General features: G+C 66.7%; 15 protein-coding genes. 7 read left to right on the top strand and 8 right to left on the bottom strand.

Translation table 11 applies throughout. The features are described 5' to 3' along the window. The first annotated feature begins 78 nt into the window (after window positions 1-78). Window positions 79-726 (top strand): hypothetical protein, encoded by a 648-nt coding sequence (locus tag CGLY_RS15360; protein WP_038550498.1) that lies wholly within the window; start codon window positions 79-81, stop codon window positions 724-726. A 110-nt stretch (window positions 727-836) separates the two neighbouring features. Here the strand turns inward: CGLY_RS15360 and glf are convergent, their stop codons facing one another. Further along, window positions 837-2012 (bottom strand): UDP-galactopyranose mutase, encoded by a 1176-nt coding sequence (glf, locus tag CGLY_RS15365; protein ID WP_038550500.1) that lies wholly within the window; start codon window positions 2010-2012, stop codon window positions 837-839. 70 nt (window positions 2013-2082) lie between these two features. Here glf and CGLY_RS15370 point away from each other — a divergent pair, with 70 nt between their 5' ends. Further along, entirely contained in the window at window positions 2083-3120 is a 1038-nt protein-coding gene (locus CGLY_RS15370) for a zinc-binding alcohol dehydrogenase family protein (protein WP_162472413.1), read from the top strand. 35 nt (window positions 3121-3155) lie between these two features. Then, on the top strand, window positions 3156-3728 hold the full coding sequence (locus CGLY_RS15375) for an O-methyltransferase (protein WP_038550501.1): 573 nt from the start codon (window positions 3156-3158) through the stop codon (window positions 3726-3728). A gap of 35 nt (window positions 3729-3763) precedes the next feature. On the opposite strand, the gene CGLY_RS15380 is transcribed toward CGLY_RS15375, so the two are convergent. The 5 genes from CGLY_RS15380 to serS form a co-directional block, all read right to left on the bottom strand. Next, on the bottom strand, window positions 3764-4213 hold the full coding sequence (locus tag CGLY_RS15380) for a MaoC family dehydratase (RefSeq protein WP_038550503.1): 450 nt from the start codon (window positions 4211-4213) through the stop codon (window positions 3764-3766). A 14-nt stretch (window positions 4214-4227) separates the two neighbouring features. Continuing rightward, window positions 4228-4980, bottom strand: coding sequence for a 3-oxoacyl-ACP reductase FabG (gene fabG, locus CGLY_RS15385; protein WP_038550505.1), 753 nt, complete (start codon window positions 4978-4980; stop codon window positions 4228-4230). A 117-nt stretch (window positions 4981-5097) separates the two neighbouring features. After that, window positions 5098-6000, bottom strand: coding sequence for an HAD family hydrolase (locus CGLY_RS15390; RefSeq protein ID WP_038550506.1), 903 nt, complete (start codon window positions 5998-6000; stop codon window positions 5098-5100). Further along, entirely contained in the window at window positions 6001-6912 is a 912-nt protein-coding gene (locus tag CGLY_RS15395; RefSeq protein WP_038550508.1) for a lysophospholipid acyltransferase family protein, read from the bottom strand. 56 nt (window positions 6913-6968) lie between these two features. Further along, entirely contained in the window at window positions 6969-8237 is a 1269-nt protein-coding gene (gene serS / locus CGLY_RS15400) for a serine--tRNA ligase (RefSeq protein WP_038550510.1), read from the bottom strand. 111 nt (window positions 8238-8348) lie between these two features. On the opposite strand from serS, the gene CGLY_RS15405 reads away from it, so the two are divergent. Together CGLY_RS15405 and CGLY_RS15410 are read left to right on the top strand one after the other, a co-directional pair. Further along, a complete protein-coding gene (locus tag CGLY_RS15405; RefSeq protein WP_052540404.1) occupies window positions 8349-9416 on the top strand; it encodes a septum formation family protein in 1068 nt (355 codons plus the stop codon). Next, window positions 9413-9760, top strand: coding sequence for a metallopeptidase family protein (locus CGLY_RS15410; protein ID WP_038550512.1), 348 nt, complete (start codon window positions 9413-9415; stop codon window positions 9758-9760). Before CGLY_RS15405 ends, CGLY_RS15410 begins: the two co-directional genes overlap by 4 nt. Before the next feature lie 12 nt (window positions 9761-9772). Here the strand turns inward: CGLY_RS15410 and CGLY_RS18135 are convergent, their stop codons facing one another. Both CGLY_RS18135 and pheA read right to left on the bottom strand, forming a co-directional pair. Then, entirely contained in the window at window positions 9773-10708 is a 936-nt protein-coding gene (locus CGLY_RS18135; RefSeq protein ID WP_038550513.1) for a histidine phosphatase family protein, read from the bottom strand. After that, window positions 10705-11658: a prephenate dehydratase gene (gene pheA / locus CGLY_RS15420; protein ID WP_038550515.1), complete on the bottom strand. Its 954-nt coding sequence runs from the start codon at window positions 11656-11658 to the stop codon at window positions 10705-10707. Before pheA ends, CGLY_RS18135 begins: the two co-directional genes overlap by 4 nt. A 36-nt stretch (window positions 11659-11694) precedes the next feature. Between pheA and CGLY_RS15425 the strand changes: the two genes are divergently transcribed. Beyond that, window positions 11695-13131 carry an amidase family protein gene (locus CGLY_RS15425; protein WP_081804089.1) on the top strand — a complete coding sequence of 479 codons (1437 nt, stop codon included), beginning with the start codon at window positions 11695-11697 and terminating at the stop codon, window positions 13129-13131. Then, a complete protein-coding gene (locus CGLY_RS15430; protein WP_038550517.1) occupies window positions 13128-13880 on the top strand; it encodes a CPBP family intramembrane glutamic endopeptidase in 753 nt (250 codons plus the stop codon). The genes CGLY_RS15425 and CGLY_RS15430 overlap by 4 nt, the downstream gene beginning before the upstream one ends. The last annotated feature ends 18 nt before the right edge of the window (window positions 13881-13898 follow it).

Genomic DNA, 13898 nt, shown 5'->3' on the forward strand with positions numbered 1-13898 from the left:
CGGTGATGCGCCGCAGACCTGAAGGATCTTTCAGCAAGCTTCAGAAAGGGTTCAGTACCTGGTAGACATAGTGAGGGCATGTCAGAGAACACGCAGAACACAGCAACCACGGCACCCCGCTCCACGAAGCGTAAGGGCCTGATCATCGGCACCGGTGCCCTCGCCGCCCTGCTCCTCGCCGGAGGTGTCGCTTACGGCGTCGCGGAGAACTCCGAGGACGGCACCGGTGACAACGACGGCAGCCCCCGTACCGTCGCCGCCGAGAACCAGGCGGACAACGAGGGACCGCAGAACTCCCGGAGCATGCCAGACGCCGCCTCGTTCCGGGATGCCGCGGAACAGGCCGTCGCCGAAGCCGGTGGCACCGGCGCCAGCTCCGTCGACATCGAAGGAAACGGGCACGAGGTCGAGGTTGAACTCGACAACGGCGGATCCGCAGAGGTCCATGTCGCCGCCGATGGTGCCATGCGCATCGAGACCGAGGACGCCGACCGGTTCGACCAGCAGGATCCGGTCCTTGACCTGGACACTCTCGACGATGTCATCGACGCAGCCCTGGCAGCGTCCGGTGAGGCCGGTGTCAGCGACGGCGTCGTGGACTCCGTCTCCGCCTCCGATGACCGGGGTGTGACCTACGAGGTCAGCGTCCAGGGGCAGGACGGACGCGAAGTCGACGTTGACCTGGCCGATGACTTCTCCGTGGTGGCCACCGACCTCGACGACTGATCGACGACTGATACCTACTACCTCACGGCAGAAGTAGGCACCATCCTGTGCACGCGGATCACGGCTACCGCGTGCACAGGACGGTGCCTACTCTCGTGAGGGCACGTCTCCTACCCCTCCAGCAGCGGGGACACCTTGTTGTCGAACATGCTCAGCGCCGCACCGATGGCCATGTGCATGTCCAGGTACTGGTAGGTTCCCAGACGCCCACCGAAGAAGACCGTGTTGTCAGTCGTCTCGGCGTCGGCGAGTTCGCGGTAGCGCAGCAGCTTCTCGCGGTCCTCCGGGGTGTTGATCGGGTAGTACGGCTCGTCCTCGCCTTCGGCGAAGCGGCTGAACTCCTTCATGATCACGGTCTTGTCGTCCGGATAGCTCTTGCGCTCCGGGTGGAAGTGACGGAACTCGTGGATACGGGTGTAGGGGACGTCGGCGTCGTTGTAGTTCATCACCGGGGTGCCCTGGAAGTCGCCGGTCTCCAGCACCTCGGTCTCGAAGTCGAGGGTGCGCCAGCCGAGGTGCCCCTCGGCATAGTCGAAGTAGAGGTCGAGGGGGCCGGTGTAGACCACCGGCGCGTCCGGGCTGGCCGCGCGCAGCTCGTCACGGACGTCGAACCAGTCGGTGTCCAGACGAACCTCGATATTGGCGTTCTTCGCCATGTTCTCCAGCCACGCGGTGTAGCCCTCGACCGGCAGTCCTTCATAGGTGTCGTTGAAGTACCGGTTGTTGAAGGTGTAGCGCACCGGCAGCCGCGAGATGTTCGCCGCCGGCAGTTCCTTCGGGTCGGTCTGCCACTGTTTGGCGGTGTAGTCGCGGACGAAGGCCTCGTAGAGCGGGCGACCGATCAGCGAGATGCCCTTCTCCTCGAGATTCGCGGCGTCCTCCGGGTTGAGCCCGTCGGTCTGCTCCTTGATCAGCTCCCGAGCCTTGTCCGGGGTGTAGTACTTCCCGAAGAACTGGTTGATCAGCCCCAACCCCATGGGGAACTGGTAGGCGGTGCCGTCATGCATGGCGAACACACGGTGCTGGTAGTCGGTGAAGTCAGTGAACTGGTTGACGTAGTCCCAGACCTTCTTGTTCGAGGTGTGGAACAGGTGCGCCCCGTACTTGTGGATCTCGATGCCCGTCTCCGGCTCCGCCTCGGAGTAGGCGTTGCCACCGATGTGGCTGCGCCGCTCGAGTACGAGCACCTTCTTGTCCAGCTGGCTGGCGGCTCGCTCTGCGACCGTCAACCCGAAGAACCCACTCCCGACGACGATCAGATCATATTCACTGTTCCGGTCACTCATGAACAGTAACGATACAGCCCGTGGCCTGCCCGGGTGCAGCGCCATGCCGGTGGCCCTACTATGGGACGCCATGAGTTCCCGTGCAATCGAGCTGCCCACCACCATGTCGGCTGTCGCAGTCACCGGTGAGTTTCCCGTGGATGACCCCCGGTGCCTGACCGACGTGACCGTCCCCCTCCCGGAAATCGGCCCGCGAGACCTCCTGGTTGAGATCCAGGCTGTATCGGTGAACCCGATCGACACGAAGATGCGTCGTCGCTCCGGCGACGCCCTCGCGCGGGGTGAACAGCCGGTCCTCGGCTACGACGCGGCGGGCGTCGTCCGCAAAGTCGGCGAGGACGTCTCCCGCTTCGAGATCGGTGACCGCGTGTTCTACGCAGGGAGTCAGCTGCGCAATGGCACGAATGCCCGGTTCCACGCCGTCGACGAACGCATCGTCGGCCACCGTCCCACCACCTGTTCGGCGACCGAGGCCGCCTCCCTGCCCCTGACGGCATTGACCGCCTGGGAGGCACTGTTCGAGCGGCTCGGCGCATCGATCGACTCGAACGGCTCACTGCTGGTCCTCGGCGGCGCAGGCGGTGTGCCCAGCGTGATGATCCAGCTGGCGCGTGCTCTCACCGGACTCACGGTCATCGCCACCGCGTCGCGCGAGGAGTCACGCGACTGGGTTGTCGAGATGGGCGCCCACGAGGTCGTCGACCACCGCCGTAACCTCGCCCCGCAGGTACTTGACCTCGAGCCGGACGGCATCGACCTCGTGTTCACGTCGAACTCCTCGGGCCATGCCGAGGAACTCGCCGAGATCATGACTCCGCAGTCACACCTGTGCCTGATCGATGATCCGGAGGATTTCCAGATCGCGCCATTCAAGCGTAAGTCGATCTCGATCCACTGGGAGTCGATGTTCACCCGCACCGTCTTCGACACCGACGACGTCGATGAACAGGGAGTGATCCTGGACCGTATCGCCGGAATGGTCGATGACGGCCGCCTGATCCCCACCGTCGGCGAAACGATGATCGGCATGAACGCCGCCACCCTGGCCGAGGCACACAGCGAGATCGAGCGTGGGCACGTCACCGGCAAGATCGTGGTGCGGATCTGATTCGACCGTGGTCAGCGGGCGTATAGTCAACGTCCATGACACCCGAACTTCTCGGCTTCCTCGAGCGTCTTTACGCCGATGGGCGGGATGTCGACGCCCGTCGGCCCGACCGTCTGGATCGACGCCGGAACCTCGAGCCGGAGAGCGCCGCCCTGCTGCGATCCCTCGTTGCCGGAGCCAACCCCGCTACAGTCCTCGAACTGGGCACCTCCAACGGCTATTCGACGATCTGGTTGGCCGATGTCGTGGCATTGACGACGGTGGACAATGACCCGCGCAGATCTGCCGACGCTGCCGAGAACCTCCACGCAGCTGGTGTCTCCGACCGGGTTCGACGCATCGTCGCTGACGGCGCCGAGATCCTGGCAGGCTCCGGGGACGGGGAATGGGAGTTCATCTTCCTCGATGCCGAGCGGTCTCTCTACGTCGACTGGTGGACCGAACTCCAGCGGACCCTCGCCGTCAACGGTCTGCTCGTCGTCGACAACGTGTTGTCACACGCTGACCAGGTCGCCGAATTCCGCGCCCTGGTCGATACCGCCGAGGGTTTCCGCTCCCTGGTCCTCCCGGTGGGCGCAGGTCTGCTGGTGATCGCGCGGCAGGACTGACCAGGGCCAGCGGTCCGGGAGCAGTGCGTGCGGCGTCAGAACCGCAGGACGGAGACCACTTCAGCGACACATACCGGGCGGTCGCCCCCTTCGCGTTCAATGGTCACCTGCGTAACTACCTGGTGTCCGCCGCCGGGCTCGACAGAGAGAATGTCGACACCTGCCCGGATCCTCGAATCCACCGGCAGCGGGGCGGGAAAACGCACCTTGTTGGTGCCGTAATTGACGCCCATCGTCGTTCCCTCCACCGTGTAGACCTGCCACACCAGCATCGAGACCAACGACAGCGTCAGGAAACCGTGGGCGATGGTCGATCCGAACGGGCCGTCTGCGGCGCGCTCGGGATCGACATGGATCCACTGGTGGTCACCGGTGGCGTCGGCGAACAGGTTGATCCTTTCCTGGTCGATCTCGAGCCAGTCACTGTAGCCGAGGTGTTCACCGACAGATGCCTTCAGCTCGTCAAGTCCGTTGAGCACACGCATCGTCTCGCCTCCCCCTAGGCCTTCGGTCCGCCGGCGACGTACAGCACCTGGCCCGAGACGTATCCGGCACCGTCGCTGGCGAAGAAGCTGACGGCGTGGGCGATATCGGCCGGAACACCGGCGCGCTGGACGGGGACCTCCTTGGCCACGGCGGCCTTGAAGTCGTCGAAGCTCACCCCCACCCGCTCTGCGGTTGCCTCGGTCATCTCGGTGGCGATGAAACCAGGGGCGACGGCGTTCGCCGTGACGCCGAACTTCCCGAGCTCGATGGCGAGGGTCTTGGTGAGCCCCTGCATACCCGCCTTCGCCGCCGAGTAGTTGACCTGGCCACGGTTGCCCAGCGCCGAGGTCGACGACAGGTTGATGATGCGCCCCCACCCTTCCTTGGTCTGGTAGGCCTGCACCGCGCGAGACATGAGGAAAGCACCCCGCAGGTGGACGTCCATCACCGCGTCCCAGTCATCCGTCGTCATCTTGAACAGCAGATTGTCGCGGATGATGCCGGCGTTGTTGACCAGGACGGTCGGAGCGCCGAGTTCGGCTGCGACACGCTCGACGGCGGCCTGTACCGCTGCTTCATCGGCTACGTCGGCACCGACGGCGATGGCCTTGCCGCCGGCGGCGGTGATGCGCTCGACGACGGCCTGGCATGCCCCCTCGTCGAGATCGAGCACAGCCACGGCCAGGCCGTCATCGGCCAGACGTGCGGCGACTTCAGCACCGATTCCGCGGGCGGCGCCGGTGACGATTGCAGTGCGGTGGGACATACATGCTCCTTGTCTGATTACGCGGACCCGGAAAGACCCTGTGACAGGCAATACTACTAGGAATCATGTTGCCTCGTAGATATTATGGGGAAATAATCCCCGACGACCTTCAGAGTGTCAGAACCACTGCTCCAGCACCTCAGCGACACCGTCGTCGTCATTCGAGGACGTGCAGTGGTCGGCGATGGCGGTCACTTCATCGACCGCGTTACCCATGGCCACGCCCATCCCCGCCCACTGGAGCATCGCCACATCATTGGGCATGTCCCCGAACGCCACGACGCGTGAAGGGTCGAGCGCGGGAACGGCCCGCCGCCCCGCCCCCGCCGCGCCGTCATCCACGTCCCCCAACGCGTGCGCCACACCGGACAGCTTCGAGACACCGGGCACATTGATCTCCAGCAGTCCCCCGCTGAAGGACCAGGTCACGTGCGCGACTGTCGGATCAACGACCGGGTTGACCAGGTCGAAAAGCTCGGAACTCTCCATCGCCTCGTGGCGCACCAGCAACTTCACCGCCGGTACGGCGCACAGGGCGTCCAGCGGCTCCACCGAGTGTTCCTCAGTGTCCCAGGCGTGCGGATACTCCGGCTGCACGGCGAAAAGTTCGTCGGCACGGTCAAAGGCGCTGCGTCCCGCACGCTCCGCCGCGAAAGTCACCGGCGGCAACCCCTGGTCAGCCAGCCAGGGCCCCGTCGCCTCCGAAATAGTGGCGGTGACCTGGGACAGAACGCCCGCCGGCAGCTCTGCGGCGTAGGTGATCCGGTCAGCGGCCGAATCATAGACCACGGCCCCATTGGCGCACACACACATCGGCCGCAGCCCCAGCTGCTCAATCACCGGAAGCATCCACCGGGCGGGCCGACCTGAGGCAGGAATGAACGTCGCCCCGGCGGATACCAGGCGGTTGATCACGGCGCAGGCGCGTGGCGACACACGCTCAGCGGAGGTGACAAGCGTGCCGTCGAGGTCGCTGACGACCAACGTCGGCGCAGCCGGTACAGCCGGTGAGGCGGTCACCTAACGTCCCAGCTTCCCGCGGAGCCGCCCCAGCAGGGACTTCTTCTTCTCCGGAGTCACGCCTGCCGCTTTCTCCGCGTCCCGGCGGATCCGCTCTTCCCTACGCTTCGCCGCGTCTTCCCGGTCTTTCATCGTCGCTTCGTCCAGCGACGGTGCCGACCCGCCCAACGACGCAGGCATCCAGTACTCGCCGTCCTCGAACGGTCCGAACACCTCGGCGTAACGCGCACGGGACGTGTCGAGGATCTCGACCATCGACTCGTGGAGACGGTCGGTGGCTTCCCGCGACGAGCCACTGAGGTCCACCGGCTCACCGACGGAAAGGATCAGCGAGGCGTCCTTCGGACGCCAGATCGGCTTCCGCCCCTTCGTCCAGATACGCTGCGATCCCCACAACACCACCGGGATCAACGGAACCCCGGCGTCCTGCGCGATGCGGGCGGCACCATCCTTGAACTCCTTGATCTCGAACGAGCGGGAGATGGTGGCCTCCGGGAATATTCCGATGAGCTCCCCACCTGCAGCACGACGGGTCGCCTCACGCACCGAACCGCCGCCGTCAGCACGGTCCACCGGGATGTGGTGGCAGCCCGACATGGCGGGACCGGCGACCGGGTTGTCCCAGATCTCCTTCTTCGCCATGAACCGCACCAGTCGTCCCCCGTTCATCGCCGAGGGGATACCGCCGAAGACGAAGTCCCAGTAACCGGTGTGGTTCACCGCCAGCACCGCCCCACCGTCGGTGGGAATGCGCTCCGGGTGGTAGATCTCGACCTTCAGCCGCTGGACATAACGCATCCAGAACTTCGCGAGGGGGATGATCACCCGCCCGTAGAACAGCTCCTTCGATTCCGGGTGGGCGGGTGTGTCAGGCACACCCGTAGGGATCTCGAAGCCTTTGGGAATCCACATGCCGTGTTATGTCTCCTTGTTGTGTTGCGCGGTCGTTGCCGGGGTCACGTCACGGCTCACCTCGGGGTCAGGACGTCCTTCCCCACGAAGGGTCGCAGGGCCTCGGGCACGACGACTGAACCGTCCGCCTGCTGGTTGTTCTCCAGGATCGCGACAAGCCAGCGGGTGGTGGCGAGGGTGCCGTTGAGGGTGGCGGCCGTCTGCGCCTTGCCGTCCTCATCACGGTAGCGGGTCTTGAGGCGCCGCGCCTGGAAAGTGGTGCAGTTGGACGTGGAAGTCAGCTCACGGTAGGCGCTCTGGGTCGGGACCCATGCCTCCGTGTCGAACTTACGGGACGCCGAAGAACCGAGGTCGCCACCGGCCACGTCGATCACGCGGTAGGGGACCTGCACGGCGGCGAGCATGTCCTTCTCCATCGCCAGCAGCTCCTGGTGCTGCTGTTCGGCATCCTCCGGACGGCAGTAGACGAACATCTCGACCTTGTCGAACTGGTGCACGCGCAGGATACCGCGGGTGTCCTTGCCGTAAGAGCCGGCCTCGCGACGGAAGCAGGACGACCAGCCGGCGTACCGCACCGGCCCGTCCGACAGGTCGATGATCTCGTCCTTGTGGTACCCGGCCAGCGCCACCTCGCTGGTGCCGACGAGATACATGTCGTCCGCCTCGAGCCGGTAGATCTCGTCGGCGTGCGCACCGAGGAAACCGGTGCCGGCCATAATCTCCGGACGCACCAACACCGGCGGGATCATCAGCTGGAAGCCGTGGTCACGCGCCTTCTGCGCCGCCAGCTGCAGCATGCCGAGCTGGAGCAGCGCCCCGTCACCGGTGAGGAAGTAGAAACGGGCGCCCGATACCTTCGCGCCCCGTTCCATGTCGATCAGCCCGAGGGACTCCCCGAGCTCGAGGTGGTCCTTCGGCTCGAAGTCGAACTCGCGGGGTTCACCGATGTGCTCCAGCACCACGAAGTCGTCCTCCCCACCGGCCGGAGCGCCGGAGACGACATTCGACAGTCGCATCTGCAGGTCCTGCACATCCGACTCCGCAGCCGACTGTGCGTCCTCAAGTTCCTTCACCGCGGCAGAACGGGTCTTGCCCTCCGCACGCAGGGACGCGCGTTCCTCGTCCGACGCATCCTTCATGGCCTTGCCCATGGACTTCGAGAATGCCTTCTGCTCAGCCCGAGCCGTGTCAGCTGCAGCGATGGCCTCGCGGCGACGCTGGTCAGCGTCCAGGAGCCGATCGACGAGCGCCGGGTCCTCGCCGCGGGTGCGCTGGGATTCACGGACGACGTCAGGGTTCTCCCGCAGGAACTTGAGATCAATCATGCCTCGTAGTTTAGCTACAGTGGATTCAACCGTGTGCAGCGCTGTCCGGCACTGCCTGAGATTTTCCGGTGATGTCTACTGATGTCCAGTCCCCGTGAGAGAATGCGTGTTATGCCGTCCAGCACCCCGCCCTCCGCATCCGACCGTCCTGCCGACGCACGCGCCCGCAAAGGCCGCCGCAGGACGGTCACCGTGCTACTCACGGCCGCCCTCGCCGGCGCAGTGGGCGCCGGGGCGTACGAGTACTTCGCGCCGCAGGGGGCAACCGTGGTCGCACAGCGCGGGGCGGACCGGACCGAGGAGGCCCCGGAACTGGTGGCGTTCACCGACGCCGACACCGCCGACTGCGTGAACTGGTCCCAGGACGGCGACATCGCCACCGACTTCGCGGTCGTGGACTGCGCCTCACCGCACCGCTTCGAGGTCTCCACCCGTGAAGACCTCTCGCAGTACCCGACCAGCGAGTTCGGGCCGGACGCCCCGCAGCCCGACCTGGAGCGGCAGGGACAGCTGACCTCCGAACTGTGCGAAGGCCCGACCCGCACCTACCTCGACGGCCGTCTCGACCCGCAGGGACGGTACTCCATCGTCCCCATTCTGCCGCCGGAGGCCGCGTGGGACGGCGGCGACCGCACAATGCTGTGCGGGGTGGCCGTGCCCCAGGCCGACGGCAACTATGCCGAAGCCACGGGCCGCGCCGCGGAGACCGACCAGTCACCCGCTGAACCGGCGGAGACCTGCATGCGCGCCCAGGGTGATGCGGTGGACGTCGCTGACTGTGACCGCCCGTACTCCTGGCAGGTGACCTCGGTGGTGAATCTCGGGGATACCTTCAATGGGGCGTGGCCGACGATTGAGCAGCAGAACGACCATCTCGACGACGTGTGTACCGCAGCTGCCATCGAGTTCCTCGGCGGCGGAGACGACGAGAACCTCTACCAGTCCACGCTGACTCCGTTCTGGACGACCCTTCCGCAGGAGTCCTGGAACGCCGGGTCACGCACCGTCAACTGTGCGCTGACCAAGGCCCGCGAGGGTGGCGGCTTCGCCGACCTGCAGGGAGATGTCCGCGGCGACTTCACCATCGACGGCAATCCGCCGGCGGACCAGCCTGAACGTAATCCGCGCCGCGACAACAACAGCAACTCCGATTCCGCCTCCGGCAGCGAGGCACCGTGATCGACGTCAGTGACGACGACTTCGAGGAACTCGTCGACCGCGGTCTCCGCCTCATACCGCGACAGCTCCTTGACGCGCTCGACAATGTCGCCATCGTCGTGGAGGACCACAATGACGAGGACCCGTCGATCCTCGGGCTCTACCATGGCGTGGCGCTGACGGAACGCTCCGTGGAGTGGCCCACATTCCTCCCGGACAAGATCAGCATCTACAAAGATGCCCTCTGTCGCTACTGTTCCACCCACGACCAGCTCGTCGAGGAAGTGGCGGTCACCGTGGTCCACGAGATCGGCCACCATTTCGGCATCGACGACGCGCGCCTGCACGAACTCGGCTGGGGTTAGCCCCGTCCCGCGTCAGCCCCTCCCTGCCCGGGGCGGCTCACCGTGACCGGCCCAGTCCGTGACCTTCCACCCGTCGGCGACCACCTCGCTGAGATCCTCCGGACGGAGGGACCCACCGAGGTCGGGGACCTCGAGATCCACCCGCAGCGTGTTGGGCAGCAGCGTGCGCACCGCAAACTCGGGATCGACCCTCCCCAGGTAGGCGGCGATCAGGCGGATCACCGCACCGTGGCTGACGACCGCCAGATCCGACCCGGCGCGCTGTGCGGTGGACAGCACCGGCAGCAGGGTTCCCAGGTACCGTCCGACGACCTCTCGTCCGGTGGAAGCTCCCGGGACGGGCAGGTCCATCGATCCACCCAACCATTCGGCGAAGGTGCGGTGGTAGCCGTAGTGCGCGTCCGGATCCATCCTCATCTCGTACTGCCCCGCCGGAATCTCGGAGATCCCGGGTACCGCGCCCGGCATCACCAGAGGAAGCGGCCGGTGCAGCGCTGCCGCAGCGCCGTCGGTCAGCGTGGGACGAGTCCCCGTGCCGCCTCCGAGAGCGGCCGGAGCTCCCGCGGTCGTGGACTCTTCCGGGCCTTCCTCCCCGTGGGCGAGCCCGTCGGTGACCTCCAGCTCGGCCAGTTGTGACAGGGCGTCGGCGAAGTCACTGCCCGGCGCGGTGCGTTCCAGATGCAGCCCTCGGCCACTGCCGCCGAGGGCGATTCCGGCGGCGGTCTGACGGGCCCGCAACGCCTGCGAGGACACCATCGCCAGCGGGGCGTCCTGCCTGTCCCGCTCTTCGGCCCGATCGCCGGCCCATTCTCTGGCGAGTCGTTCCCCCGCGGCACGCGCCTGCGACCATCCGAGTTCGGTCAGCGCAGCGCCCGGCAGGCTGGTGTCCAGGGCATGGTTGACATTCGACGTGGTCTGCCCGTGGCGGATCAGCAGCAGCCGGCTCACGGCTGACCACCGTCCCCCAGTCCCCTCAGCCCCTGAATCCACTCCCAGGAGGCGGCGTAGTCGGGTGGCACGGAGCCGTCGGGACCGTCGACACCGCCGACCCACCCTTCCTGTGGCCAGGACCCGAGGAACCGGATGCGGTCGCAGTAGCGGTGCAGTCCCGCCAGTGCTTCAGCGACGGCGTCATCCTGCAGATGACCGACGAGTTCCACGTGGAAGTTGTAGGTGCCCGCCTTCTCCCGGGTCGGGCGCGACTCGATGCGTGACATGTCGACACGGCGGGTGGCCAGCTCCATCAGCGCCATCACCAGCGACGCCGGCACATTGGGAACCTGCAGGACAATGGCCGTGCGGTCATGTCCGGTGCGGGCGGTCGGCTCCTGAGGCAGGCCCACAAGGACGAAACGTGTGTGTGCCCCGGCAACGTCTGCGACGCCCTCAGCGACGGTCTCCAGCCCGTGGAGGGCACCGGCACGTGCCGGTGCCGCCGCGGCGTCCGCCTCACCCGCGGCGACAGCGGCAGCGGCGGCGCCGTTGGAGCTTGCGGGGATGAACTCTGCGTGGGGCAGATGTTCGGCGGCCCACCGCCACACCTGTGCCTGTGCGACGGGGTGAGTGGTGAACGTCCGGACGTCCTCGAGCCGGGTGCCGGGCCGTACGAGGATCGAGAACACGACAGGGACATCGTGTTCCCGCAGGATCTGCACCGGTGCTCCGTCAGCCAGGGAGTCGAAGGTCTGCGTGACCGGGCCGTCGACGCTGCTTTCCAGCGCGACGACGGCCCGGTCCACCTCGCCACACCGGACCAGGTCGAGTGCCTCCGCCGGGGAGGCTACGGTGCGGTGGGCGACATCCTCCGGCAGGTGGCCGGCGGCCGTCAGGTTCAGGACGGCCTGTTCGGTGAAGGTTCCGCGTGGGCCGAGATAGGCCACCGTCTCGATGTCGCTCATGACACCAACCTACCGGGCGCCGGTAGTGTGACCGACATGAAACCCCCACCACCCAGGGAAGGCGCTGCCGGCACGGACGGCACCGGCAGTACCGCCAGTGCCGGCAGTACCGAGGCCGTGTCGCTGCGACTCGCGCGCCTGAGCGCACGCACCGGATTGTCCCCCGAAGAACTGGGGGTGGCCAGGATCTACGACAGGGCTCACGAAGATCGTCGGGAGCACGGCCCGCTGCGCGGACTGGACGTTCTGGTCAAGGACCTCAACCGGGTCGGCGGTGAGGTCACGACCTTCGGCTCTGTCGGACACGCCGTGGTGGCGGAGACCGACGACACCGCCGTGACCCGGCTGTTGGAGGAAGGTGCCAGACTGGTCGGTGCCAGCGTCACCGCCGAATTCGGGGCGACGGTCTACACCGAACCCGCGCACGGTCCTGGGCCGGTGAATCCGATCGACCGGCGAATGACGTCCGGCGGGTCCTCGTCCGGCGCTGCGGTGGCCGTGGCACGGGGCATCGTCGACGTCGCCCACGCCAGCGACGGCGGCGGGTCAATCCGCGTGCCCGCCGCAGCCGTGGGACTACCCGGGCTGAAACCCGCACACAACGTGGACAACGGCGGTCTGCCGAATCCGGCGGCGCAGGGATTCATCGCCCGCGATCTCGACCTCACCGCCCGCGCCTACGGGATCTCCGGGAGGTCTTCCCCGTCCTCCCCGCCGTCCCCGACGCGCCCGCTACGGCTGGGGCACACCAACCGTCCGTTCCACACCACCACCGCAGTAGAGCCGACGGTAGCCAACGCCACGGCGGCAGCCGCGTCTCTTCTGGTCACCCACCCCGCTGTCAGCGGTGTCCGACCGGTGACGGCCCCGTACCCGGTGGAGCACTTCGACGTGTACTCGCGCGTCATGGCGGCCCGGTGCCGCGACCTGCCTGATCCTGCGACGACGATGCCGACGTGGTTGAGGCAACAGGGCCTGGACCTCACCCCTGCTGAGATCGCCGCCGCCACCGACGCGGTGTCTGCACTGCCCGGGGATATCCTCACTGCATGGGACGGTGACGCCGACGGACCTGTGGACGTGGTCGTAACTCCGATGCTGGCATGTGCCCCACCCCGGATCGGCGCCTTCTCCCGCGCACCGGGACCGGAGACCCGTGATCCCGCTGCAGACTTCCAGGCGCAGACCGCGTGGACGCCCTGGGCCACACTCTGGAACCTCACGGGGTGGGCGGGGCTCTCCGTGCCCCTGGTGTCCCCCGACGCCGCGCCCGGTCGGTGGCCGGTCTCGGTACACCTGGGCGCTGTCGCCGACCGGGTCTCTGCGGCTGAACTCCTGGACCTGGCACACCACCTGCAGGAGACCATGGCGCGGATGGTGGACGCCGACGCATCCGTGCTCGACGCCGTCACCCTTGCCGGCCCCGGTGATCTCGATGCATTGATCGAGGCCCCCTCCAGGGACGGGCAATGAAGCGGTCCGATCAACGTGCGCTCCGGTGGGAGCTGGTCATCGTCCTCGCTGTCACCTTCGGTGCCTCCGGGGTTCGCTCGGCGTTACGGCTCCTCGAGGCAGCCACGATGCCGGAAGACCTCAACGAACAGAGCACCACTCTCAATGCTCGCCAGTCGACCCTGACCTGGCTCGATCCCGCATTCCAGTTGGTCTCCACCGGTGTTCTCGTCGCATGGGGCGGGTTGGCGCTGTTCCTGCTGCTACGGCATGTTCCTCCCGCATTGTCCGGGGTACCTGGGAGCTCCTTCCGCCCCCGGTGGCGCGACGCCCTCCCCGGGGCCGGCCTGGCCGCACTGATAGGTATCCCCGGGCTGGCCTTCTATGTCGGAGCGGTTCAGCTGGGGCTGTCCAAGGAGGTCATCCCGACCGGATTGGACCGCAGCATCCAGGACCTGCTGCTGCTGATCCTGAACTCCTGGGCGAACGGCTTCGCCGAGGAGATCCTCGTGGTGGCATGGCTGTGCTGCCGACTCCGCCAACTCCGGGTGCCGTGGGTGTGGATCTTCCTGGCATCGGCGGTACTGCGCGGAAGCTACCATCTCTACCAGGGGTATTCCGCCGGTCTGGGCAACATGGTGATGGGGCTGGTGTTTGTCTGGTTCTTCTATCGCACCGGCCGGGTGTGGCCGTTGATCATCGCACACGGGGTGATCGACACCGTGGCGTTCGTGGGCTACCAGATACTGGGCTCCACGCCGGGCCTGTGAAGTCCGCAGGTCGGTGTA

This window comes from Corynebacterium glyciniphilum AJ 3170 (assembly GCF_000626675.1).
In the GTDB taxonomy this organism is placed as follows: domain Bacteria; phylum Actinomycetota; class Actinomycetes; order Mycobacteriales; family Mycobacteriaceae; genus Corynebacterium; species Corynebacterium glyciniphilum.

What these genes read in the sequence shown, in the direction of transcription:
- CGLY_RS15360 (WP_038550498.1), top strand. Translation starts at nt 79, where the DNA reads ATGTCAGAGAACACGCAGAACACAGCAACCACGGCACCCCGCTCCACG.
- CGLY_RS15430 (WP_038550517.1), top strand. Translation starts at nt 13,128, where the DNA reads ATGAAGCGGTCCGATCAACGTGCGCTCCGGTGGGAGCTGGTCATCGTC.
- CGLY_RS15370 (WP_162472413.1), top strand. Translation starts at nt 2,083, where the DNA reads ATGAGTTCCCGTGCAATCGAGCTGCCCACCACCATGTCGGCTGTCGCA.
- pheA (WP_038550515.1), bottom strand. Translation starts at nt 11,658, where the DNA reads ATGAGCGACATCGAGACGGTGGCCTATCTCGGCCCACGCGGAACCTTC.
- CGLY_RS15395 (WP_038550508.1), bottom strand. Translation starts at nt 6,912, where the DNA reads ATGTGGATTCCCAAAGGCTTCGAGATCCCTACGGGTGTGCCTGACACA.
- serS (WP_038550510.1), bottom strand. Translation starts at nt 8,237, where the DNA reads ATGATTGATCTCAAGTTCCTGCGGGAGAACCCTGACGTCGTCCGTGAA.
- CGLY_RS15405 (WP_052540404.1), top strand. Translation starts at nt 8,349, where the DNA reads ATGCCGTCCAGCACCCCGCCCTCCGCATCCGACCGTCCTGCCGACGCA.
- CGLY_RS15425 (WP_081804089.1), top strand. Translation starts at nt 11,695, where the DNA reads ATGAAACCCCCACCACCCAGGGAAGGCGCTGCCGGCACGGACGGCACC.
- CGLY_RS15375 (WP_038550501.1), top strand. Translation starts at nt 3,156, where the DNA reads ATGACACCCGAACTTCTCGGCTTCCTCGAGCGTCTTTACGCCGATGGG.
- glf (WP_038550500.1), bottom strand. Translation starts at nt 2,012, where the DNA reads ATGAGTGACCGGAACAGTGAATATGATCTGATCGTCGTCGGGAGTGGG.
- CGLY_RS15380 (WP_038550503.1), bottom strand. Translation starts at nt 4,213, where the DNA reads ATGCGTGTGCTCAACGGACTTGACGAGCTGAAGGCATCTGTCGGTGAA.
- fabG (WP_038550505.1), bottom strand. Translation starts at nt 4,980, where the DNA reads ATGTCCCACCGCACTGCAATCGTCACCGGCGCCGCCCGCGGAATCGGT.